Genomic DNA, 22,400 nt, shown 5'->3' on the forward strand with positions numbered 1-22,400 from the left:
GTCGGACGGTCGGTCGATCGGTCTTCGGTGTGCGCCGGCCCCTCGGGGACGGCCTGGTTGTCCTCACGGCCGACATGCGGAGCCGCCGTTGGGGGCGGTGCCGCGGACGGATCCGTCAATGGCTGAGGCTCGCTGTCCATCTGTGATGACACTACGTCAACCTCCCTGCCGGGCCGAGGAGCTTCAGCGATTCCCCACAGCATCTTCACCGCCCGCCGGGCCCTGCCCCGCACGGTCCGAACACCGGGCCGGATCCGGCCCCGCCCGCCCGGCGGTCCGCCCGAACCCGTCGAACAGACCGAACGGCCCGTGGGGACTTTCGTCCCCACGGGCCGTTCAGTGCTGTCCGGACATCCCTCCGGCAGTCTCGAAGCCGCCCTCCAGGGGCGGGCCGTCCGGTCGCCCCCGCCGGCTCGGACGGGGGACCGGTCAACGCCGGCTCAGACGGCGGTGAAGGCGTTCTCCAGGATGTCCAGGCCCTCGTTCAGCAGGTGCTCCGGCATGACCAGCGGCGGCAGGAAGCGCAGCACGTTGCCGTAGGTGCCGGCGGTCAGCACGACCAGGCCCTCGGCGTGGCAGGCCTTCGCGATGGCCGCGGTGATCTCCGCGTTCGGCTCCTTGCCGCCCGGCTTCACCAGCTCGATCGCGATCATCGCGCCGCGACCGCGGACCTCGCCGATCACGTCGAACTTCTCCTGCATCGCCCGCAGGCGGCCCAGCATGATCTCGCCGATCCGCTGCGCCTTGCCGTTGAGGTCCTGCTCCTTCATCGTCTCGATGGCGCCCAGCGCGGCCGCGCAGGCCACCGGGTTGCCACCGTAGGTGCCGCCCAGGCCGCCCGCGTGCGCGGCGTCCATGATCTCGGCGCGACCGGTCACCGCGGCCAGCGGCAGACCGCCGGCGATGCCCTTGGCGGTGGTGATCAGGTCCGGGACGACACCCTCGTCGTCACAGGCGAACCACTGGCCGGTGCGGCAGAAACCGGTCTGGATCTCGTCCGCGACGAACACGATGCCGTTGGCCTTCGCGTACTCCACGATCGCCGGCAGGAAGCCCTTGGCCGGCTCGATGAAGCCGCCCTCGCCCTGGATCGGCTCGATGATGATCGCGGCGACGTTGTCGGCGCCGATCTGCTTGTTGATGATGTCGATCGCCTGGGCCGCGGCCTCGGCGGCGCAGTTCTCCGCGCCCGTCAGCCAGCGGTACGGGTAGGCCACCGGCACGCGGTAGATCTCCGGGGCGAACGGCCCGAAGCCGTGCTTGTACGGCATGTTCTTCGCCGTCAGGCCCATGGTGAGGTTGGTGCGGCCGTGGTAACCGTGGTCGAACACCACGACGGCGGTGCGCTTGGTGTACGCGCGGGCGATCTTCACCGCGTTCTCGACCGCCTCGGCGCCCGAGTTGAACAGCGCGGTGCGCTTCTCGTGGTCGCCCGGGGTCAGCTCGTTCAGCTGCTCGGCCACGGCCACGTAGCTCTCGTACGGCGTCACCATGAAACAGGTGTGCGTGAAGGCGGCCAGCTGCTCGGACGCCTTGGCCACCACGGCCTCGGCGCTGTTGCCGACGTTGGTCACGGCGATGCCGGAACCGAAGTCGATCAGCGAGTTGCCGTCCACGTCCTCCAGCACGCCGCCGTTGGCGCGGGACACGTACACCGGCAGCGTGGTGCCGACGCCGGCCGCCACCGCACCCAGCTTGCGGGCCTGCAGCTCCTGCGACTTCGGACCGGGGATCGCGGTGACCAGGCGGCGCTCCTGCGGGAGCGGCGTTGCGGCGCTCATGGGTTTCTCCAGACTTCTCGGCTCGGTGCTTCGCAGGCTACGGCGGCCCTCCCCGGCCGGGCATGCGCCACTCGGTAGCACTGGGCCGTCCGACTTGTCCGAGGCGGCCAGCGCGGGTAGTGCGACTACCGGCAGGCTCCGCTCCACTACATTGTGCGCGGGCGTGTCGTCGGTGCGGCGGCATGGGTATGGCGGCACCGACGACGGTCGGGGCGGGCGGGCGAGGGAGCGGGGCCGTACATGGAACTGGACGGGGCGCGGGGCCACGGAGAGCGGTCCACCACCACACCCCCCACACCGATGCCCCACCAACGCCCCCGCCCCCCGGCCTTCGACCTCCCCACCTGGGTCGCCGCCCCCCGCCCCGAAGCCCCCCCGGGCATCTACCGCCAGGGCCACCGGCAGGTGGACCCGGACCGGGCGGAGGACGCCAAGGTCGAGACCTGGCCCCTGCTGCTGCGGGCGGGACTGAACGCGGTGGTGGGGTGGCTGACCTATGTCTACGGGGTCGAGCTGGCCAAGTACGGGACGACGCTGATCGGCGTACTGCCGACCCGGTCGGCTTTCGTTGCAGTGTCGGTCATCCTGACGTTGAACGTCCTGGTGGCCGGAATCGTCATCAAGGTCTTCGGCCGGATGGGCCGCTGGCCCGAGCTGTGGCGGAGGTACGCGGCGCCGCTGCTCTCGCGGACGGTGACCCAGGAGGCGCCCGCCGAGGACGGTACGGCGGCGGCGGAGGCGGCCCGGCCGGGTGACCCGTGGGGAGTGCTGCGGGCCGGCGGGGCGGCCGCGGCGGCGGCGCAGCTGGATGCGGCGGCGGTCGGCGACGTCGACTACGTGCGGATCCACCGGGCCTGGGAGTCGGCGCAGGCGGACCAGGTGTTCGTCCCGGCCTTCGTCGAGCAGGTGGCGGCCCGCGGTGCCGCGGCGTTCGCGCACCCGTCCGAGGCGCGTGAGCTGCCCGGGCGGATCGAGCGGCACGATCTGCTGCTGCGCCAGGTGCGGCTGGGCACCACGCAGGACGTGCCGAAGAATCCGCTGACCCACCGGGGGGCGGGCTTCGCGCTCGACCCGGCGGTGCTGGGCACCTCGCTGCTGGCGGTCGGCCCGGCGGGCACCGGGAAGACGGCGCGGTTGGCCCGGCCCGCCGCCGAGGCGCTCTGCCTGCAGGCGCTGGCCGGCACGGCGTGCGCGGTGGTGATCGGTGCGGGGGACGCGGATCTCGGTCCGGACGCCTGGTACGACGTGGTGATCGCCCCCGGTGACCAGGAGTCGGCCTACGGGCTGGACCTGTACGGCGCGGCGCAGGACCCCGACGAGGCGGCGGCCCGGCTGGCCGAGGCGCTGCTGCCGGACGAGCTGACCGCCCGCGCCGAGACGGCCCGGACGACGGTGCAGCAGGTGGTCGGCCCGTTCCACGCGGCGTTCGGCCGTTACCCGGGGGTGCGCGAGCTGCGGGCGCTGCTCGGTGGCGACCCGGAGGCGCTGGAGGCCCTGGTGAAGGCGCTGCGCGCGGCGGGCCGGTTGGGGGCGTACGAGCGGGATCTGGAGCACCGTGAGCGCCAGCGCGGCCGGGCGGACGATCCGGGGGCGTTGCTGGCGGACCGGCTCGCGCTGCTGGACCGGCCGGCCTTCGACGGGGCGTTCGCGACCGACGGCACGGGCCGTCCGCCATTCGCGATGCGGGTGCTGGACCACCCGCTGCGGGTCCGGGTGAAGCTGCCCGAGCGCAGCCACCCGGAGGCGGCGCGGATGCTGTCGCGGTTGGTGGTGGGCCAGTTCGTGCAGGCTGCGGCGGCCCGTGAGGACCGTTCGCTGTTCGCGGGGCTGGTGGTGGACGACGCCACGGCGGCGCTGGACGCGAACGCCGTCCGCGGGCTGCAGCGGCTGCGCGGTGCGAACGCGGGTGCCGTGCTGCTGCTGCGGACCCTGGTGGACCTGCCCGAGGCGCTGCGGGCGCCGCTGTTCGGGGCGGTGGGCTGCCGGATGGCGTTCCCGGGGATCGCGCCGTGGGACGGGCGGTTGTTCTCCGAGGCCTGGGGCACCCACCTGGTCCGGGAGACGGCGGTGACGCATGCGCCGGACACCTCCGGCGGCGCTCTCCGGCGGGCGGGGCGGATGGGGCGGAAGGCGTTGTCGGGGACGACCGCGCAGACCGAGTCGGTGACCACCCGGGACGTGGAGCGGTTGCGCTGGTCGCCGTCGGATCTGGCGCACGCGCTGCCGGCCGGGCACGCGGTGGTGTCGCTGACGGCGGTCTCGGGCGAGCAGGTGCCGCCGTTGCTGGTGGACCTGCGCGGCTGAGCGCCCCGGGCCGGGGCGGGCCGGACGGGGGCGGCCGGTCCCGTTCCGGACGGGGCCGGTGGGGCGCAAGCTCGCCGTCGAGGTGGATTCGGCGGTGCCGGTTGTCCGGAGCGTCCATAATGGGAGAGAAGAAGTCTCCCGCGAGCCCGAAACCCCTCGGCTCCCTCCAGCCCCGCTCAGCCCGTTCTGCCCCGTTGTCCTCTCCCCGCCCGACCGCAACGGCGCGGTCAGGTCGTTCCCCCGAAGGTGCCATGCCTCCCACACTCGCCTCCGTCGTCCGCAACACCTCGCTCCATCTGACGGTCCTCGCCGGTGCGGACCACCTGGAGCGGACGGTCCGCTGGGTGCACACCAGTGAGCTGGACGACCCGACGCCGTTCCTCGAGGGCGGCGAGCTGCTGCTCACCACCGGCATCAAGCTGGGCCGCACCGCCGCCCAGTTGCAGGCGTACGTGCACCGGTTGGCCGATGCGGGCGTGGTGGGGCTGGGTCTGGGGGTGGGGCTCTCGCACACCGAGGTGCCGCAGCCGCTGGTGGAGGCGGCGGCGCAGCGCGGCCTGCCGCTGCTGCGGGTGCCGGAGCCGACGCCGTTCATCGCGATCAGCAAGGTGGTGTCGGCGGCGCTGGCGGCCGAGCAGTACGAGGCGGTGACCACGAGCTTCGAGGCGCAGGAGGAGCTGACCCGGGCGGCGCTGGGCAAGGACGGCACCACGGCGGTGGTGCGCCGGCTGGCGGCCCGGTTGGGCGGCTGGGCGGCGCTGTACGACGGTTCGGGTGCGCTGTCGGTGGTGGCGCCGGACTGGGCGGCCCGCCGGGCGGGGCGGCTGGCGGCCGAGGTGGACCGGCTGCGTCGCCGGCCGGCGCCGTCGAGTGCGGCGCTGCAGGGTCGGTCGCCGGGCATAGACACGGCGGACGAGGACTACGTGGTGGTCCAGTCGCTGGGGGCGGACCGGCGGGCCCGGGGCTTCCTGGCGGTCGGTACCGAGGACCGGATCACGCCGACCGAGCGGTACGTGCTGAACGCGGCGGTGGCACTGCTGACCCTCACCCTGGAGCGGTCCCGCGAGCTTCGGCAGGCGGAGGAGCGGATGGGTGCCGCGCTGCTGCGGATGGTGCTGGCGGGCGAGGTGGCGACGGCCCGGCTGGTGGCCGCGGGGCTGTTCGGCGGTCTGCCGGAGGGGACGGTCCGGGTGCTGGTGGCGGGCGCCGGCCAGGGCGTGGACGCCTCGGAGTCCTTGGGGGAGTTGGGTGACCGGGCCGAGCAGGCCGGGGCCCGGGTGGGCGAGAAGCTGCTGGTGGCGCGGGAGGAGGGTGCGCACGGGGCGCGCCTGATGGTGCTGGCGCTGGACAACGGCGCGGTGCACCGGGCCTGTCTCGGGGCGGTGGAGGAGCACGAGGGTCTGTCGCTCGGCGTGTCGGCTCCGGCCGCGCTGGAGGAGGCCGGTACGGCCCACGCGCAGGCCGAGCGGGCGCTGGCGGTGGCGTTGCGGGGCGGCCGCCGTTCGGTGGATCACGAGGAGGTCGGCGCGGGTTCGCTGCTGCCGCTGCTCGGTGAGGACGCGGTGACGGCGTTCGCGGAGGGGCTGCTGCGTCCGCTGCGGGACCACGACCGGACGGCGCGCGGTGACCTGGTGGCCTCGCTGCGGGCCTGGCTGTCCAGACACGGGCAGTGGGACGCGGCCGCCGCCGACCTGGGTGTGCACCGGCACACGCTGCGCTACCGGATGCGGCGGGTCGAGGAGCTGCTGGGCCGTTCGCTGGACGACACGGACGTCCGGATGGAGCTGTGGCTGGCCTTGCGCTCCGGTGAGGAATAGAACCGGCGGCTGGACGTGATGGAGTGGCCGGGAGGGCGAACGCTACTCCGTGGCCAATCCGGCTCGGCGCGTCGCCGCCCTACCCTCGGGTTCAGGCTCCACGTTCGTGGGGTCCGAGGACGACGAGGAGAGGGCCGGTACCCACGGTGACCACCACGTACGATTTCTGGCTGGCCGGCCGCCGGGTGAGCGGCGACGCCGAGCTCGAGGTGCACAACAGCTGGGACGGCCGCCTGGTCGGCAAGGTCGGCGTGCCGACCGAGGCCCAGGTCGAGGAGGCGCTGGACGCCGCCGTGGCCGCACTCCCGGTGTTCGCCGCGACCCCCGCACACGTGCGGTCCGCCGCGCTGGACCACGTGGCGAAGCGCCTGGCCGAGCGCACCGAGGAGATCGCCCAGCTGATCACCGCGGAGAACGGCAAGCCGATCAAGTGGGCCCGCGGCGAGGTCGGCCGTGCCGTCTCGGTCTTCCGCTGGGCGGCCGAGGAGGCCCGCCGGACCAACGGCGAGACCATGCGGCTGGACACCGACCCGGGCGGCGTGGGCCGCTTCGCGGTGGTGCGCAAGTTCCCGCGCGGTGTGGTGCTGGGCATCGCCCCGTTCAACTTCCCGCTGAACCTGGTCGCCCACAAGGTCGCCCCGGCGATCGCGGTCGGCGCCCCGATCATCCTCAAGCCGGCTCCGGCCACCCCGCTCTCCGCGATGGTGCTCGGCGAGATCCTGGCCGAGACGGACCTGCCGGCCGGCTCCTGGAGCGTCCTGCCGGTGCCGAACGAGCGGATGCCCGCCCTGGTGCAGGACCCGCGTCTGCCGGTGATCTCCTTCACCGGTTCGGACAAGGTCGGCTACCAGATCATGGATTCGGTGCCGCGCAAGCACACCACCCTGGAGCTCGGCGGCAACGCCGCGGCCGTGGTGCTCGCCGACTGGTCCTCCGAGGCCGACCTGGAGTGGGCCGCCACCCGGATCGCGATGTTCGCCAACTACCAGGGCGGCCAGTCCTGCATCTCGGTGCAGCGCGTGATCGCCGACGCGTCCGTCTACGACGCGCTGGTGGAGAAGGTCGTGGCCAAGGTCGCGGCCCAGGTCACCGGTGACCCGAACGACGACGCCACCGATGTCGGCCCGCTGGTCGACGAGAACGCCGCCAAGCGCGTCGAGTCGTGGGTGGACGACGCGGTGGCCAAGGGTGCCAAGGTGCTCACCGGTGGCACCCGCGAGGGCGCGACCTACGCCCCGACCGTGCTGACGGAGCTTCCGGCCGACGCGATCCTGGCCAAGGCCGAGGTGTTCGGCCCGGTGCTGTCGCTGCACAAGGTGGACGGCGTCGACGAGGCCTTCGCGGCCGTCAACGACTCCGCCTTCGGCCTGCAGGCCGGCGTCTTCACCCGTGACCTGCAGACCGCCTTCCGCGCCCACCGGGAGCTGGAGGTCGGCGGTGTGATCATCGGCGACGCGCCGTCCTACCGCGCCGACCAGATGCCGTACGGCGGCGTCAAGGACTCCGGTGTCGGCCGCGAGGGCGTCAAGTACGCGATGGACGACTACACCGTCGAGAAGGTCCTGGTCCTCACCGGTCTGGACCTCTAGAACGGCCCGGGCGCCCGGTCGGGACGACCTGCCCGGGACGGCCCGCCGAGGGGCCCGGCCACCGCGACCGCGCGGTGGCCGGGCCCCTCGGCGTTCCCGGGGCGGTTCAGCCGCGCCCGGCGGCCGCGGCGACGGCCTCCGCCACGGTGGCGTCGCCGGCGACCAGCTCCAGCGTCTTCCCGGCGGTGCCCGGTTCGTGCAGCAGGGCGGCCAGCACGGCGGCCACGTCGGCCCGGTCGACGGCGCCGTGTCCGACGCCGGGGGCGAGCCGGACCAGGCCGGTGCCGGGGCCGTTGGTGAGCCGGCCCGGGCGCAGCACCGTCCAGTCCAGCGTGGTGCGGGCCCGGACGGCGTCGTCGGCGGCGCCCTTGGCCCGCAGGTAGGTCTCGAAGACCTCGTCGGCGGGGTACTCGGCCGCGGCGTCGGCGCCGGCCGAGGAGACGATCAGGTAGCGGCGGACGCCGGCCAGTTCGGCGGCGTCGGCGAGCAGGACGGCCGCGTCGCGGTCGACGGAGCGTTTGCGGTCGGCGCCGCTGCCCGGGCCGGCGCCGGCGGCGAAGACCACCGCGTCGGCGCCGGTGAGCAGCGCGGCGAGTTCGGGGGCGGTGGCGGCCTCCAGGTCGAGCAGCAGCGGCTCGGCTCCGGCGGCCACCAGGTCCTCGGCCTGTGCGGGGCGGCGGATGATGCCGGCGGGCCGGTCGCCGCGCTCGGCGAGCAGGCGTTCCAGCTTGAGCGCGATCTGTCCGTGGCCCCCGGCGATGACGGTACGCATGGCTCCGACGGTAGCGGGGGCGCCGGGCGGCGTCCTGCGGAGGTGCGTCCCGGGGAGGGCGTCGGGCAGGACACAATGGGCGCATGACTTCGCTCGCCCACCCGCAGCTGCGTTTCACCCCCGTGGTGAAGGACCCTTCCGCCCCCCGGGAGCTGGTGATCCTCGGCTCCACCGGTTCGATCGGCACCCAGGCCATCGACGTGGTGCGCCGCAACCCGGACCGCTTCCGCGTGGTCGCCCTGTCGGCGGCCGGGGGCCGGGTGGAGCTGCTCGCCGAGCAGGCGCTGGAGCTGGGCGTGCACACCGTCGCGGTCGCCGACCCGGCGGCCGAGCCGGCACTGCGCGCGGCGCTGGCGGCGAAGGCCGCGGGGCGCCCGCTGCCGGCCGTGCTGGTGGGCCCGGACGCGGCCACCGAGCTGGCGGCCGCGGAGTGCCACTCGGTGCTGAACGGCATCACCGGCTCGATCGGCCTGGCGCCGACGCTGGCCGCGCTGAAGGCGGGCCGGGTGCTGGTGCTGGCCAACAAGGAGTCGCTGATCGTCGGCGGTCCGCTGGTGAAGGCGGTGGCGAGGCCGGGGCAGATCGTGCCGGTGGACTCCGAGCACGCGGCGCTGTTCCAGGCGCTGGCCGGCGGCACCCGGGCGGAGGTCCGCAAGCTGGTGGTCACCGCGAGCGGCGGCCCGTTCCGCAACCGGACGCGGGAGCAGCTGGCGGGTGTCACCCGGGAGGACGCGCTGGCGCACCCGACCTGGGCGATGGGCCCGGTCGTGACGATCAACTCGGCCACCCTGGTGAACAAGGGCCTGGAGGTGATCGAGGCGCACCTGCTCTACGACGTGCCGTTCGAGCGGATCGAGGTCGTGGTCCACCCGCAGTCGGTCGTGCACTCGATGGTCGAGTTCACGGACGGTTCGACGCTGGCGCAGGCCAGCCCGCCGGACATGCGGATGCCGATCGCGCTGGGCCTGGGCTGGCCGGAGCGGGTGCCGGACGCCGCGCCGGGCTGCGACTGGACGAAGGCCGCCACCTGGGAGTTCTTCCCGCTGGACAACGACGCCTTCCCGGCGGTCGAGCTGGCCCGCGAGGTGGGCACGCTGGGCGGCACGGCGCCGGCGGTCTTCAACGCCGCGAACGAGGAGTGTGTGGAGGCCTTCCTGAACGGCCGCCTCGCCTTCACCGGGATCGTGGACACTGTTGCCAAGGTCGTGGCCGAGCACGGGACGCCCGCGGCGGGAACTTCCCTGACGGTCGAGGACGTCCTGCACGCGGAGGACTGGGCCCGCGCCCGGGCCCGCGAGCTGGCGGCGGGCTGATGGTCCGGCCCCCGCGGGCGGTGACAGACCGCGGTGGGATCGGGTAGGACAGGACGACGGCGGAGCGGCATGACGGAGGAGCATCGGTGGCAATGGTGATGACGGTGGTCGGCATCCTGGTCTTCGCGGTCGGGTTGCTGATCTCGATCGCCTGGCACGAGCTGGGCCACCTCTCCACGGCCAAGCTGTTCGGCATCAGGGTGCCGCAGTACATGGTCGGGTTCGGTCCGACCGTCTGGTCCCGGAAGAAGGGCGAGACGGAGTACGGCATCAAGGCGGTTCCGCTCGGCGGGTACATCCGGATGATCGGGATGTTCCCGCCCGGCGAGGACGGCCGAATCACCAAGCGCAGCAGCTCGCCGTTCCGGACGATGATCGAGGACGCCCGGGAGGCCTCCTACGAGGAGCTCCAGGAGGGTGACGAGCACCGGCTCTTCTACACCCGCAAGCCGTGGAAGCGCGTCATCGTCATGTTCGCCGGGCCGTTCATGAACCTGGTGCTGGCGTTCGGGCTGTTCCTGACGGTGAACATGGGCTTCGGCCAGTCCACCGCGGTGCCGACCATCGGCACGGTCTCCCAGTGCATCGTGAAGGCCGGGCAGCCCACCGACGTCTGCCCGGCCGACGCGCCGCCGACGCCGGCCGCCCAGGTGGGGCTGAAGCAGGGCGACAAGGTGCTCTCCTTCGACGGCGACCGGATCCGCGACTACGACCAGCTGCAGGCGGACATCCGCAAGTCGGCCGGCCGCCAGGTGCCGGTCGTGGTCGAGCGGGACGGCGAGCGGCTGACGCTCACCCCCACGATCGCCGTCAACGCCGTGCAGAAGTTCGACGCGAACAACCTGCCGGTCAAGGGCGAGACGGTGCAGGCGGGCTTCCTCGGGTTCACCCCCCAGCGCGCCGTCGTGCAGCAGACCTTCGGTCAGTCCCTCGACCGGATGTACGACATGGGCGAGAACGGTGTGAAGTCGCTGGTCGCGCTGCCCGGCAAGATCCCGGGCCTGTGGAACGCCGTGGTGGACGACGCCCCGCGCGATCCGGACTCGCCGATCGGCATGGTCGGCGCCGCCCGGGTCAGCGGCGAGATCTTCTCGCACGAGGAGATCTCCGGCGGCCAGCGGATCGCCTTCTTCGTGAACCTGCTCGCCGGCATCAACCTCTCGCTGTTCCTCTTCAACATGCTGCCGCTGCTCCCGCTCGACGGCGGCCACATCGCCGGCGCGCTCTGGGAATCGGTCCGCCGCAGGCTCGCACAGCTGTTCAAGCGGCCCGACCCGGGGCCCTTCGACGTGGCCCGGCTGATGCCGCTCGCCTACGTGGTGGCCAGCGTCTTCATCGGCTTCACCCTGCTGGTGCTGGTCGCCGACCTGGTCAACCCGGTCAAGATCAGCTGACCGTGCGGGTACGGCTGGTGTGCCCGGGGCCACCACCGTGCCGTACCGTTGGAGGCCGGGTGCGCGTTCATCGGCGCGCCCGGTCCCGGTCTTCCCGATCGGCCGGACCGACCACACCTCAACCCCGGGGAACCCTGCGCACATGACCGCGATCTCGCTCGGTATTCCGTCCCTGCCGCTCAAGCCGCTCGCCAAGCGCCGTTACTCCCGGCAGATCATGGTCGGCAACGTGCCGGTCGGCGGGGACGCGCCCGTCTCCGTGCAGTCCATGACCACCACGGTGACCGCGGACATCAACGCCACGCTGCAGCAGATCGCGGAGCTCACCGCGTCCGGCTGTCAGATCGTCCGGGTCGCCTGCCCGACGCAGGACGACGCCGACGCGCTGCCGATCATCGCGAAGAAGTCGAAGATCCCGGTCATCGCGGACATCCACTTCCAGCCGAAGTACGTCTTCGCCGCGATCGACGCCGGCTGCGCCGCCGTCCGCGTCAACCCGGGCAACATCAAGGCCTTCGACGACAAGGTCGGCGAGATCGCCAAGGCGGCCAAGGGCGCCGGCGTCCCGATCCGGATCGGCGTCAACGCCGGCTCGCTCGACAAGCGCCTGCTGGAGAAGTACGGCCGGGCCACCCCGGAGGCGCTGGTCGAGTCCGCGCTCTGGGAGTGCTCGCTCTTCGAGGAGCACGACTTCCGCGACATCAAGATCTCGGTCAAGCACAACGACCCGGTCGTGATGATCAACGCCTACCGCCAGCTGGCCGCCGCCTGCGACTACCCGCTGCACCTCGGCGTCACCGAGGCCGGCCCGTCGTTCCAGGGCACCATCAAGTCCGCGGTCGCGTTCGGTGCGCTGCTCGCCGAGGGCATCGGCGACACCATCCGGGTCTCGCTCTCCGCCCCGCCGGCCGAGGAGATCAAGGTCGGCAACCAGATCCTGGAGTCGCTCGGCCTGCGCGAGCGCGGCCTGGAGATCGTCTCCTGCCCGTCCTGCGGCCGCGCCCAGGTCGACGTCTACAAGCTCGCCGAGGAGGTCACCGCCGGCCTGGAGGGCATGGAGGTGCCGCTGCGGGTGGCCGTCATGGGCTGCGTCGTGAACGGCCCGGGCGAGGCCCGCGAGGCCGACCTCGGCGTCGCCTCCGGCAACGGCAAGGGCCAGATCTTCGTCAAGGGCGAGGTCATCAAGACCGTCCCCGAGTCGAAGATCGTCGAGACCCTGATCGAGGAGGCCCTCAAGCTGGCCGAGCAGATGCAGGCCGAGGGCGTGGCGTCGGGTGCGCCGACCGTGACCGCCGCGGAGTGACCGGCGGACGGTAGTTTTCCGGAAGCGGGGCCGTCCGTGCGCGGACGGCCCCGCGCCGTAGCCGGGTGGGGCCACGGAGTAGGGTGCGGCCAGAGTCGTCTCAGTGAGGTGCTGTCTCGATGCTCGATCGAGGTGTGATGCTCCCCAGCTCGTTCCAGGCCGCCCGCGCCCTGGCGACCACGCGCGTCCTGGAGGCGGCCGACCTCGCCGACACCCTGACGCTGTTGCACCGCGACCCGGTCGCCAACGCCTTCGTCGCCACCCGGGTGGAGGCCGTCGGGCTGGATCCGTGGCGCCTCGGCGGCGAGATGTGGGGCTGGTACGACGAGCGCGGCGAGCTCGACGCGCTCTGTTACGCCGGGGCCAACCTCGTCCTGGTCAACGCCGGGCCGCAGGCCGTCCAGGCCTTCGCCGAACGGGCCCGCCGCCAGGGGCGCCGCTGCTCCTCGATCGTCGGCCCGGCCGGGCCGACCGCCGCGCTCTGGGCGCTGCTGGAGCGCAGTTGGGGGCCGCCCCGGGAGGTCCGCGGCCACCAGCCGCTGATGGCCACCTCCGAGCCGTCCGCCGAGATCCTGCCGGACCCGCTGGTGCGCCGGGTGCAGCGCAACGAGGTCGAGGCGCTGATGCCGGCCTGCGTGGCGATGTTCACCGAGGAGGTCGGGGTCTCCCCGCTGGCCGGTGACGGCGGCCTGCTCTACCAGGCCCGGGTCGCCGAACTCGTCTCCACCGGGCGCTCGTTCGCCCGGTTCACCGAGGACGGCCAGGTGGTCTTCAAGGCCGAGATCGGTGCGGTCACCGAGGGCGCCTGCCAGATCCAGGGCGTCTGGGTCGATCCCGGGTACCGCGGCCGGGGGCTCTCCGAGACGGGCATGGCGGCCGTCCTCGACCTCGCCCTGCGCGAGGTCGCTCCCGTGGTCTCGCTCTACGTCAACGACTACAACCTGCGCGCCCGCGCCGCCTACCGCCGGGTCGGCTTCCGCGAGGTCGGCGCCTTCATGAGCGTCCTGTTCTGATCTTCACCCGCGTCCGGGCCGGGCGGGTAGTAACGTCCGGGGCATGGATCAGCTGACCGGCGTGACGATCGAGGCCATCGACCTCGCGGCCCTGGCGCCGCAGGCGCTCGATGTCCAGGCGGTGGCATTCGGGCTGACGCCCGAAGAGGTCATGGTCCGGTTGCACATCGTCGGCCGGCACGCGCAGCAGCCCGGGGTGATCGCGCTGGGCGCGCTGAGCGGCGGCCGGCTGGTCGGCTTCGGGTACGGCATGCCCAACCGCCGCGAGCACTGGTGGAGCACGGTGATCCAGCCCTACCTGGAGGCGCACGCCAACGGGGACTGGCTGGACGGGGTGTTCGCGATCACCGAACTGCACGTGCTGCCCGAGTTCCAGGGCCGGGGCATCGGCTCCTCGCTGATCCGCGGCCTCTGCGAGCGCTCCGGCCTGAGCCGCAGCATCCTCTCCGCGATCGACACCGAGACGCCCGCCCGCCGGCTCTACCGCTCGCTCGGCTACCGGGACCTCGCCCGCGCGGTGCACTTCCCGAACACCGACCGCCTCTACGCCGTGATGGGCGCCCCGCTGCCGCTGCTGCGGCCGCCGGCCGTTCAGAGCGCGCCGGCGAACTCCAGGTAGAGCTCGGCGTCCCCGCGGCGGCCCGCCGCCAGCGCGCGCAGGCCGAGGTCGGCCGCGCGGAACAGCGTCCAGCCGCGCAGCCGGTCCCGGTCCACCTCCAGGGCCTCGGAGAGCTGGTGCAGCCGGCGGCGCACGGCGGCCGGCACACCCGGGGAGCCGACCAGCGTGTCCGCGCGGTCGAGGGCCAGCCGGGCCAGGTCGTAGGCGCGCTCGCCGGTCAGCGGGCGGGGGTCGATCGCCAGCCAGGGCGCCCGGTCGGCGGCCAGCACGTTGCCGTGGTGGAAGTCGCCGTGCAGCAGGACGGTCTCGGTGGCGGAGCCGAGCAGCTCCTCGGCACCCGTCAGGGCCTCGTCCACCACGGCGGCCGCCTCGGCGGCGCCGGGCAGGCCGCGGTGGCGGCGCAGTCGCTCGGCGGTGGCGGCGGCCCGGTCCGCGAGCGGGGCGAACGGGTGGCCCTCGGGCGGCTCCACCCAGAGCCGGCGGAGCAGGCTGGTGGCCTCCACCATCGCCTTCGGCTCGGCCAGCGAGCGCAGCGGGATGTCACCGTGCAGGCGTTCCAGCAGCAGGACCCCGCGGGCGGGGTCGGCGGCGAGCAGCAGGACGGCGCCACGGCCGGCCCAGTGGGCGAGGGCGGCATGCTCCTGGGCGGTCTCCGGGGTGACCAGGCCGGCCTTGAGGACGGCGGGGCTGAGGTCGTCCCGGTGGACGTGGCCGACCAGGCTCAGCGAGCCGCCGGGGTCGAGTACCCGTTCCAGGGTGAGGTCCCAGTCGGACAGCCGGTCGGCGAAGAGGCCGGGCAGTTCGGCCAGCCAGTGCCGCCCCGCCTCGTCCACGCCGACGCTGCGCGCCAGCCACTCGGGGACGGTGATCTGCCCTGGTGCTCCCGACATGCCGGCCTTCCGGTTGGTACTCCCCCGTGGTGCTACCCGTCCATTGTCGGCCATGGATGCGAAACCGCAGGTCAGCGGAGCAGATCGGCAGCCCGGATCGGGGCGGGGGAGCGGTACTCCCGCAGGTCGGGGGGCGGTGCCGGGGGTGGTCAGCCGGTGGCGGCGGGGGTGGGGCCGCCGGTCGGAGCGGCAGCCGGGGCTGCGGTGGCGGGGTCGGGGATCCCGGGGAAGGCGGTGGGGGCGGAGCCCCAGCGGCGCGCGCGCAGGGCGCACTCGCGCAGCGCGTCGGCGGCGGTGGTGCGCCGGGTACCGGTGACGGCGGCGACCAGGTCGGCGTAGACGGTGGTGAGGCCGGTCTCCAGGTGGGCGGCGAGCCTCCCGGCGCCCGCCGCGTCGGTGACGGCGAACGGCAGCTGGTACCCGGCCGCCGCCGGGACCGGGGTGGTGCCGGCCCCGCCCAGCAGCCGCTGCCAGGCGTCGCGCCGGGTCTGGTGCGCGGCGTACGCGGTGCGGGCGTCGGCGCGCTGCTGGTCGTCGGGGAGCCGGGCGCCGACCACGCCGTAGCCGTAGATCGCCGCGTGCTCGGCGCCCAGGGCCGCCTGGAAGGCCGCGACGGCCTCCGGGCCGACGGCGGGGGCGGACGGCGCGGCCACGGCCGATCCGGCGCCGGAGGCCGCGTTGGAGGCCGCGGTGGCGGTGGGCGTCGCCGAGGCGGGCGGTGCGGAGGCGTCGGCCGCTTCGGCGGGCGCGGGGACGGTTGCCGGGGCGGGGTCGCCCAGGGCGACCGCGTGCAGCACCCCGGCGGTGGCGACCGAGGCCAGCAGCCGGGCCAGCTGCGGCGAGGCGGCGCCGAGGTCGGCGAGCCGGCCCTGCGCGGTCTGCCGTTCCAGCGAGGCGAGCGCGGCGGCGCTGGTGACCGCACCGGCGGTACCGGTTGCACCCGAGGTGGCGGCCGCGGCGGACGCGCCGCCGGTGGAGCTGGTGGCCCTGGTGGCCCCGGTGGCCGGTCCGGACGGGGTGCCGGGCAGGCCCGCGGCCAGCGCGGCCCGGTGCTGGACCACCTCGGCCCGCAGCGGCTGGAGCAGCGCGGCCTGCCCGGCGCCCGGGCCGGCCAGCAGCGCGTCGTACCCGGCGAGCAGGGTGTCGGTGGCGGTGACGGCGCGCAGCCGGACCGGTTCGTCCGGGTCGGGCCGGCGGTGCTCGCCCGTCTCACCGTCCCGGCCGTCGCCCGGGTCGGTACAGGCGGTGAGCGTGCCGCCCGCGGTGAGGAGCAGCCCGAGGGCCAGGAAGGTCCGTCGGCTGGGCGGCTGCATCGGTGTCACTCCGGGGCGTGTACGGGAGGACGGCCTGCCCGCCTGCCCTCGTAGGCGTGAATGATTACAGAATCCCCACGTCCGTGGGGGTGGATCGGCCCGACCGGTGCCCGCCGGGGCGGGTGTGAGCTTGCTCGCAGTGGCTGTTGCGCGGGCGGCCGGCCGCGGTCCGGAATCGGTGGTTGGCGGCTTCACCGGATAGGCTTTGGGCCGAGCTGCCGCGACCCGGCCTGCGCCCGAACGGCGCCAGGAGGTGCGGCACCCTCTCCTGACAACAGCAGACGCGGCCGAGGAGTCCACCCGGATGAGCACCACCCACATCGACCGCCTGCGTGCGTTGCTGGAGCCACTGGCCGCCCGGGCGGGCCTCGACCTGGAGGACCTGAAGGTCACCCAGACGGGCAGCCGCCGCCAGGTTCAGATCGACGTGGACGCCGACGGCGGGGTTGACCTCGACGCCATCGCCGAGTTCAGCCGCGCGGTCGGCGAGGCGCTGGACGAGTCGGACGTGATGGGCGCGGGTGCGTACGTCCTGGAGGTCGGTTCGCCGGGCGCCGAGCGTCCGCTGATCGAGCCCCGCCACTGGCGCCGCGCGGAGGGCCGGTTGGCCAAGATCCAGCTGGTGGACGGCGGGGAGATCGTCGCCCGCGTCCTGGAGGCGGACGAGGACGGCGCGCTGGTCGAGGTGCAGCCCGTGAAGGGCCGCGGCCGGGCCAAGGAGCGCCGCCTGGAGTACGTCGAGGTGGCCAAGGCGCGCGTCCAGGTGGAGTTCAACCGCAAGGACGACGAACTGCTCGACGCGGCACCGGACTTCGCCGACGACGACGCCTCCGACGACGCCTCCGACGAGGGGGACGACGGTGCGGAGTGAGGCCCTGCGCACCGTCCGGACGGATCCGGCCATCAACAGCAACACGAACGTGACGAAAGACGAGGAGGCGTAGCCGTGGACATCGACATGAGTGCCCTGCGCACGCTGGTCAACGAGAAGAACATCCCCTTCGACCTGCTGGTCGAGTCCATCGAGTCGGCCCTCCTCACCGCGTACCACCGCACCGAGGGCTCGCGCCGCCGGGCCCGGGTCGAGCTGGACCGCAAGTCCGGCCACGTCACGGTGTGGGCGACGGAGGACCCGGCGGAGCTGGACGAGGGCGTCGAGCCGAAGGAGTTCGACGACACCCCGAGCGGCTTCGGCCGGATCGCCTCCAGCATCGGCATCCAGGTGATGATGCAGCGCCTGCGCGACGCCGCCGACGACCAGACCTTCGGCGAGTACGCGGGCAAGGAGGGCGACATCGTCACCGGTGTCGTCCAGCAGGGCAACGACCCGAAGAACGTGCTGGTCGACATCGGCAAGCTGGAGGCCATCCTCCCGCCGCAGGAGCAGGTCCCGGGCGAGGACTACCGGCACGGCACCCGCCTCAAGTGCTACGTGGTGGCGGTGCGCCGGGGTGTCCGCGGTGCGTCGGTGACGCTCTCGCGCACCCACCCCAGCCTGGTGAAGAAGCTGTTCGCGCTGGAGGTCCCGGAGATCGCGGACGGCAGCGTGGAGATCGCGGCGATCGCCCGCGAGGCCGGCCACCGCACCAAGATCGCGGTCTGGTCGCGCCGGTCCGGGCTGAACGCCAAGGGCGCCTGCATCGGCCCGATGGGCAGCCGGGTCCGCGCGGTGATGGGCGAACTGCACGGCGAGAAGATCGACATCGTCGACTGGTCGGAGGACCCGCGCGAGATGGTCGCCGCGGCGCTGTCCCCCGCACGGGTGACGAGCGTGGAGATCGTGGACTTCCAGCAGCGCTCCGCAAGGGTGATCGTGCCGGACTACCAGCTGTCGCTGGCGATCGGCAAGGAGGGGCAGAACGCCCGCCTGGCCGCCCGCCTGACCGGCTGGCGGATCGACATCCGGCCCGACACTGAGGGCCAGTCGGAGGGCCAGTCCGAGGGGCGCTCGGAGGACCGCCCCGAGGGCGCCCGCCGGTCCGGCGACGATTTTTAAGGGCGAGCCGGTCGAGCAGTCAGCGTTGTCGCGGCCGCCCGCCGGTCCACCCCGGACCGGCAGGGCGGCGCCATGTCCCTTCGGAGGGGTAGACTTGCCTTCGTCTGGCCGGACGCATGTCCGAGCACGCCCGGAACGCACCTGCGTGGGCTGCCGCAAGCGCGCGGCCAAGCACCAGCTGTTGCGTGTCACGGCGATCGAGGGCGTTTGCGTCCCCGATCCCCGTGGCGCACTGCCGGGCCGGGGCGCGCACCTGCACCCCGAACCGGCCTGCCTCGACCTCGCGGTCCGCCGCCGGGCGTTCCCCCGGGCCTTCCGGCTCCAGGGCACGCTCGACACGGAGCGGCTCCGCGGGTTCATCGAGGAGCGGGTAGGCGACACCCCGGCGTCCTGAGCTTCCTCAGGCGCCCGGCGGGCACCTCCCGTTACGGCCGCCGCCCCACGCGGCGGAGAACCACCGCACCAAGCACAGTGCGCGTGCAGCCGCGCGCCGTGCCACCAGTCAGGTACCTCGCGATGTGGAAGTAGGTCGAGATTGCGATGAGCACTCGATGAGTACGCGATGAGTACGCGATGGGTACGCCCATGAAGTAGCGACAGTCCGGCGGACGAGACACCCCGGACTCATAGACAGGAGTGAAGTGGCTAAGGTCCGGGTTTATGAACTCGCCAAGGAGCTTGGCTTGGAGAGCAAGGCCGTCATGGCCAAGCTCACCGAGCTCGGCGAGTTCGTCCGTTCGGCGTCCTCGACGATCGAGGCGCCGGTCGTGCGCAAGCTGACTGACGCGCTGGGCGTCGCCCCCACTGGTGGCGCTGCCAAGCCTGGCCCGCGGAAGCCCGCGGCGCCCCAGCCCACCGGTGGTTCCGCCGCCGGTGCGGCCGCACCCAAGCCGGGTGCCCCGAGCCCGGGTCCGCGCCCTGCCGCGACCCCGGGTCCCCGTCCCACGCCGGCGGCGGCTCCCGCTGCCCCGGCACCCGCCGCCCCGGCCGCCGCCGCACCCGCGGCTCCGGCCGCGCCGCGCACCGGTGCGCCGACCCCGGGCCCGCGCCCGGTGGCCACCCGCCCGGCGGCACCGGCTGCTCCGGCGGCCGAGTTCTCCTCGCCGGCTCCGGCCGAGCCGCAGGCCCCGCAGGCCCCCCAGGCCCCCCAGGCCCAGCGTCCGGCGGCGGCCCCGCAGGCGCAGCGTCCGGCTGCCGGCCCCGCCGGTGGCGGCGCCCGTCCGGGCCCGCGTCCGGCCGGCCCGCGTCCGGGCAACAACCCGTTCACCTCGGGCAGCGCGACCGGCATGGCCCGCCCCGGCGACCGCCGTCCGGCCGCGCCCGGTGCGCGTCCGGCCGCCGCGGGCGCCCAGGGTGGCGACCGTCCCCGTCCGGGTGGCGACCGTCCGCGTCCGGCCGGTGCTCCCGGTGCCGGTGCCGGTGCCCCGCGTCCGGGCGGTGACCGTCCGCGTCCGGCCGGTGCTCCCGGTGCCGGTGCCCCGCGCCCCGGTGGCGACCGTCCGCGTCCGGCCGGTGCTCCCGGTGCCGGTGCCCCCCGTCCGGGTGGCGCGCCGCGTCCCGACGGCATGCCGCGTCCGGCCGGCCCGCGCCCCGGTGGCCCGAGCCCGTCCGGTATGCCGCGTCCGAACCCCGGCATGATGCCGCAGCGTCCGGCTCCGGGCCCGCGTCCGGGCCCCGGCGGCCGTGGCCCCGGTGGCCCCGGCGGCCGTCCGGGTGGTCCCGGTGGCGCCGGTGGCGCCCGTCCGGGCTTCGCCGGTCGTCCGGCCGGTCCGGGCTCGCGTCCGGCCGGTGGCGGCTTCGGCGGCCCCCGTCCCGGTGGCGGTGCCCCCGGTGGTGGCGGCGGCTTCGGTCCGCGTCCCGGCGGCTTCGGCGGCCGTCCCGGTGGCCCGGGTGCCCGTGGTGGCACGCAGGGTGCCTTCGGCCGTGGCCCCGGTGGCCGTCCGGCCCGTGGTCGCAAGTCGAAGCGGGCGAAGCGCCAGGAGTACGAGGCCATGCAGGCCCCGTCCGTCGGCGGTGTGATGCTGCCCCGCGGCAACGGCCAGACCGTTCGCCTGTCGAGCGGCGCCTCGCTGATGGACTTCGCGGAGAAGATCAACGCCAACCCGGCCGCGCTCGTCTCGGTGATGTTCAACCTCGGTGAGATGGTCACCGCGACCCAGTCGGTCTCCGATGCCACCCTTGAGCTGCTTGCCGGCGAGATGGGCTTCATCCTGGAGATCGTCAGCCGCGACGACGAGGACCGTGAGCTGCTGGAGTCGTTCGACATCGACTTCGGTGCCAACGAGGGCGACGAGGACCAGCTGGCCCCGCGCCCGCCGGTCGTCACCGTCATGGGTCACGTCGACCACGGTAAGACCCGCCTGCTGGACGCCATTCGCAAGTCGAACGTGGTGGCCGGCGAGGCCGGTGGCATCACCCAGCACATCGGTGCCTACCAGGTGGCCACGGTCGTGAACGGCGAAGAGCGCCCGATCACCTTCCTGGACACCCCGGGTCACGAGGCGTTCTCCGCCATGCGTGCCCGTGGTGCCAAGTCCACCGACATCGCGATCCTGGTGGTCGCGGCCAACGACGGTGTCATGCCGCAGACGGTCGAGGCGTTGAACCACGCCAAGGCCGCGGGTGTGCCGATCGTGGTCGCGGTCAACAAGATCGACGTCGAGGGTGCCGACCCGACCAAGGTCCGCGGTCAGCTGACCGAGTTCGGGCTGGTGGCCGAGGAGTACGGCGGCGACACCATGTTCGTCGACATCTCCGCGCGCCAGGGCCTCAACATCGACCAGCTGCTGGAGGCCGTGGTCCTGACCGCGGACGCCTCGCTGGACCTGCGGGCCAACCCCGAGCAGGACGCGCAGGGTATTGCCATCGAGGCCCACCTCGACAAGGGCCGCGGCGCCATGGCGACCGTGCTCGTGCAGCGCGGTACCCTCCGCGTCGGCGACTCGATCGTGGTCGGCGACGCCTACGGCCGCGTCCGCGCGATGCTGGACGAGAACGGCAACAGCCTCGCCGAGGCCGGCCCGTCCCGCCCGGTGCTGCTCCTCGGTCTGACCTCGGTGCCCCGCGCCGGCGACAGCTTCATCGTCGTCGACGAGGACCGCACCGCGCGCCAGATCGCCGAGAAGCGCTCGGCCCGCGACCGCAACGCCGCCTTCGCGCAGCGTCGGGTCCGGGTGTCCCTGGAGGACCTCGACAAGGCCATCGCCGCCGGCGAGATCGAGCAGCTCAACCTCATCATCAAGGGTGACGTCTCCGGTTCGGTCGAGGCTCTTGAGGACGCCCTCGTCAAGCTGGACGTGGGCGAGGAGGTCGAGCTCCGCATCCTGCACCGCGGTGTGGGTGCGATCACCGAGTCCGACGTCAACCTGGCGATGGGTTCGGACGCCATCATCCTCGGCTTCAACGTGCGCGCCGAAGGCCGTGCGCGCGCTGCGGCCGACAAGGAAGGCGTGGACGTCCGGTACTACTCGGTCATCTACCAGGCGATCGAGGAGATCGAGAACGCCCTCAAGGGCATGCTCAAGCCCGAGTACGAGGAGGTGCGCCTCGGCTCCGCGGAGATCCGCGAGGTGTTCCGTTCCTCCAAGTTCGGCAACATCGCGGGTGTCATCGTCCGCGAGGGCCTGCTGCGCCGCAACACCAAGGCCCGCCTCATCCGCGACGGCAAGGTCGTGGCGGAGAGCCTCAACATCGAGGGTCTGCGTCGCTTCAAGGACGACGCGACCGAGGTCCGCGAGGGCTTCGAGGCCGGTGTGACCCTGGGGTCGTTCAACGACATCAAGGTCGAGGACATCATCGAGACCTACGAGATGCGCGAGAAGCCGCGCGCGTAAGCGGGTGGTGTCCGGGGCCGGTCGGCGGGAGGAAATTCCCGTCGACCGGCCCCGGTCTCGCTGTGTAGGGTCCTGGGTGTCCGGGGGGTTCCTCCCGGACACAGCCCGGTCCAGGGCTGTCCCCGAGGCCTTCCAGGTCGGCGAGACCTGTCATACATGTTCGTGGGAACACTCACCTTCGACCTGCTCCTGGGCGACGTCCACTCGCTCAAGGAGAAGCGTTCGATCGTGCGGCCCATCGTGGCCGAACTGCAGCGCAAGTACAGCGTGTGCGCTGCTGAGACCGGGACCCAGGATCTGCACCGCAGGGCCGAGATCGGCCTGGCGGTGGTGTCCGGCGAAGCCGGATACGTCACCGAGATCCTGGACAGCTGTGAGCGGTTGGTCGCCGGCCGCCCCGAGGTTCAGCTGCTCTCCGCCAGGAGGCGCTACCACAACGACGACGATGAATGAGGTCTGCGGA

General features: G+C 73.6%; 17 protein-coding genes. 13 read left to right on the plus strand and 4 right to left on the minus strand.

What is annotated here, in order from left to right; all coding sequences use genetic code 11:
* Positions 1–440 precede the first annotated feature (440 nt).
* Positions 441–1,781 (minus strand): 4-aminobutyrate--2-oxoglutarate transaminase, encoded by a 1,341-nt coding sequence (gene gabT, locus OH807_RS27335; RefSeq protein WP_406203652.1) that lies wholly within the window; start codon positions 1,779–1,781, stop codon positions 441–443.
* A 300-nt stretch (positions 1,782–2,081) separates the two neighbouring features.
* Here gabT and OH807_RS27340 point away from each other — a divergent pair, with 300 nt between their 5' ends.
* The 3 genes from OH807_RS27340 (at position 2,082) to OH807_RS27350 (ending at position 7,491) form a co-directional block, all read left to right on the plus strand.
* The gene (locus OH807_RS27340; RefSeq protein WP_406203655.1) at positions 2,082–4,085 is read left to right on the plus strand and encodes an ATP-binding protein; all 2,004 of its coding nucleotides are present in this window, start codon (positions 2,082–2,084) and stop codon (positions 4,083–4,085) included.
* Positions 4,086–4,336: 251 nt separating this feature from the next.
* On the plus strand, positions 4,337–5,902 hold the full coding sequence (locus tag OH807_RS27345; RefSeq protein WP_406203658.1) for a PucR family transcriptional regulator: 1,566 nt from the start codon (positions 4,337–4,339) through the stop codon (positions 5,900–5,902).
* A 146-nt stretch (positions 5,903–6,048) separates the two neighbouring features.
* On the plus strand, positions 6,049–7,491 hold the full coding sequence (locus OH807_RS27350) for an aldehyde dehydrogenase family protein (RefSeq protein ID WP_406203660.1): 1,443 nt from the start codon (positions 6,049–6,051) through the stop codon (positions 7,489–7,491).
* A 106-nt stretch (positions 7,492–7,597) separates the two neighbouring features.
* On the opposite strand, the gene OH807_RS27355 is transcribed toward OH807_RS27350, so the two are convergent.
* Positions 7,598–8,263 carry an NAD(P)H-binding protein gene (locus OH807_RS27355; protein ID WP_406203663.1) on the minus strand — a complete coding sequence of 222 codons (666 nt, stop codon included), beginning with the start codon at positions 8,261–8,263 and terminating at the stop codon, positions 7,598–7,600.
* 83 nt (positions 8,264–8,346) lie between these two features.
* Here OH807_RS27355 and dxr point away from each other — a divergent pair, with 83 nt between their 5' ends.
* The 5 genes from dxr to OH807_RS27380 all read left to right on the plus strand — a co-directional run bounded on the left by dxr (position 8,347) and on the right by OH807_RS27380 (position 13,905).
* Positions 8,347–9,576 (plus strand): 1-deoxy-D-xylulose-5-phosphate reductoisomerase, encoded by a 1,230-nt coding sequence (gene dxr, locus OH807_RS27360; RefSeq protein ID WP_406203666.1) that lies wholly within the window; start codon positions 8,347–8,349, stop codon positions 9,574–9,576.
* A gap of 86 nt (positions 9,577–9,662) precedes the next feature.
* On the plus strand, positions 9,663–10,970 hold the full coding sequence (locus tag OH807_RS27365) for a M50 family metallopeptidase (protein ID WP_406203669.1): 1,308 nt from the start codon (positions 9,663–9,665) through the stop codon (positions 10,968–10,970).
* Positions 10,971–11,112: 142 nt separating this feature from the next.
* A complete protein-coding gene (ispG, locus tag OH807_RS27370) occupies positions 11,113–12,273 on the plus strand; it encodes a flavodoxin-dependent (E)-4-hydroxy-3-methylbut-2-enyl-diphosphate synthase (protein ID WP_406203672.1) in 1,161 nt (386 codons plus the stop codon).
* 137 nt (positions 12,274–12,410) lie between these two features.
* Positions 12,411–13,286 carry a GNAT family N-acetyltransferase gene (locus tag OH807_RS27375; RefSeq protein WP_406211221.1) on the plus strand — a complete coding sequence of 292 codons (876 nt, stop codon included), beginning with the start codon at positions 12,411–12,413 and terminating at the stop codon, positions 13,284–13,286.
* A gap of 43 nt (positions 13,287–13,329) precedes the next feature.
* The gene (locus OH807_RS27380; protein ID WP_406203674.1) at positions 13,330–13,905 is read left to right on the plus strand and encodes a GNAT family N-acetyltransferase; all 576 of its coding nucleotides are present in this window, start codon (positions 13,330–13,332) and stop codon (positions 13,903–13,905) included.
* Here the strand turns inward: OH807_RS27380 and OH807_RS27385 are convergent.
* Complete coding sequence (locus OH807_RS27385; RefSeq protein ID WP_406203677.1) at positions 13,878–14,795, minus strand: aminoglycoside phosphotransferase family protein; 918 nt, start codon at positions 14,793–14,795, stop codon at positions 13,878–13,880. The two genes, OH807_RS27380 and OH807_RS27385, sit on opposite strands and share 28 nt — an antisense overlap.
* Before the next feature lie 149 nt (positions 14,796–14,944).
* The gene (locus OH807_RS27390) at positions 14,945–15,448 is read right to left on the minus strand and encodes a ferritin-like domain-containing protein (protein WP_406211223.1); all 504 of its coding nucleotides are present in this window, start codon (positions 15,446–15,448) and stop codon (positions 14,945–14,947) included.
* A gap of 964 nt (positions 15,449–16,412) precedes the next feature.
* Between OH807_RS27390 and rimP the strand changes: the two genes are divergently transcribed.
* The 5 genes from rimP to OH807_RS27415 all read left to right on the plus strand — a co-directional run bounded on the left by rimP (position 16,413) and on the right by OH807_RS27415 (position 22,390).
* On the plus strand, positions 16,413–16,979 hold the full coding sequence (gene rimP, locus OH807_RS27395) for a ribosome maturation factor RimP (protein WP_406203680.1): 567 nt from the start codon (positions 16,413–16,415) through the stop codon (positions 16,977–16,979).
* Between the two features lie 75 nt (positions 16,980–17,054).
* Positions 17,055–18,104: a transcription termination factor NusA gene (nusA, locus tag OH807_RS27400; protein ID WP_406203683.1), complete on the plus strand. Its 1,050-nt coding sequence runs from the start codon at positions 17,055–17,057 to the stop codon at positions 18,102–18,104.
* Between the two features lie 145 nt (positions 18,105–18,249).
* Entirely contained in the window at positions 18,250–18,498 is a 249-nt protein-coding gene (locus OH807_RS27405; RefSeq protein WP_406203686.1) for a YlxR family protein, read from the plus strand.
* Positions 18,499–18,745: 247 nt separating this feature from the next.
* A complete protein-coding gene (gene infB / locus OH807_RS27410) occupies positions 18,746–21,937 on the plus strand; it encodes a translation initiation factor IF-2 (protein WP_406203689.1) in 3,192 nt (1,063 codons plus the stop codon).
* 156 nt (positions 21,938–22,093) lie between these two features.
* Complete coding sequence (locus OH807_RS27415; protein WP_406203692.1) at positions 22,094–22,390, plus strand: DUF503 domain-containing protein; 297 nt, start codon at positions 22,094–22,096, stop codon at positions 22,388–22,390.
* The last annotated feature ends 10 nt before the right edge of the window (positions 22,391–22,400 follow it).

Source organism: Kitasatospora sp. NBC_01560 (assembly GCF_045208415.1).
GTDB lineage: Bacteria > Actinomycetota > Actinomycetes > Streptomycetales > Streptomycetaceae > Kitasatospora.

Bases quoted from the DNA above. Each gene is read 5' to 3' on its own strand.
- OH807_RS27340 (WP_406203655.1), top strand. From the start codon at position 2,082: ATGCCCCACCAACGCCCCCGCCCCCCGGCCTTCGACCTCCCCACCTGG.
- OH807_RS27375 (WP_406211221.1), top strand. From the start codon at position 12,411: ATGCTCCCCAGCTCGTTCCAGGCCGCCCGCGCCCTGGCGACCACGCGC.
- OH807_RS27380 (WP_406203674.1), top strand. From the start codon at position 13,330: ATGGATCAGCTGACCGGCGTGACGATCGAGGCCATCGACCTCGCGGCC.
- gabT (WP_406203652.1), bottom strand. From the start codon at position 1,781: ATGAGCGCCGCAACGCCGCTCCCGCAGGAGCGCCGCCTGGTCACCGCG.
- dxr (WP_406203666.1), top strand. From the start codon at position 8,347: ATGACTTCGCTCGCCCACCCGCAGCTGCGTTTCACCCCCGTGGTGAAG.
- rimP (WP_406203680.1), top strand. From the start codon at position 16,413: ATGAGCACCACCCACATCGACCGCCTGCGTGCGTTGCTGGAGCCACTG.
- OH807_RS27345 (WP_406203658.1), top strand. From the start codon at position 4,337: ATGCCTCCCACACTCGCCTCCGTCGTCCGCAACACCTCGCTCCATCTG.
- ispG (WP_406203672.1), top strand. From the start codon at position 11,113: ATGACCGCGATCTCGCTCGGTATTCCGTCCCTGCCGCTCAAGCCGCTC.
- OH807_RS27415 (WP_406203692.1), top strand. From the start codon at position 22,094: ATGTTCGTGGGAACACTCACCTTCGACCTGCTCCTGGGCGACGTCCAC.
- OH807_RS27355 (WP_406203663.1), bottom strand. From the start codon at position 8,263: ATGCGTACCGTCATCGCCGGGGGCCACGGACAGATCGCGCTCAAGCTG.
- OH807_RS27385 (WP_406203677.1), bottom strand. From the start codon at position 14,795: ATGTCGGGAGCACCAGGGCAGATCACCGTCCCCGAGTGGCTGGCGCGC.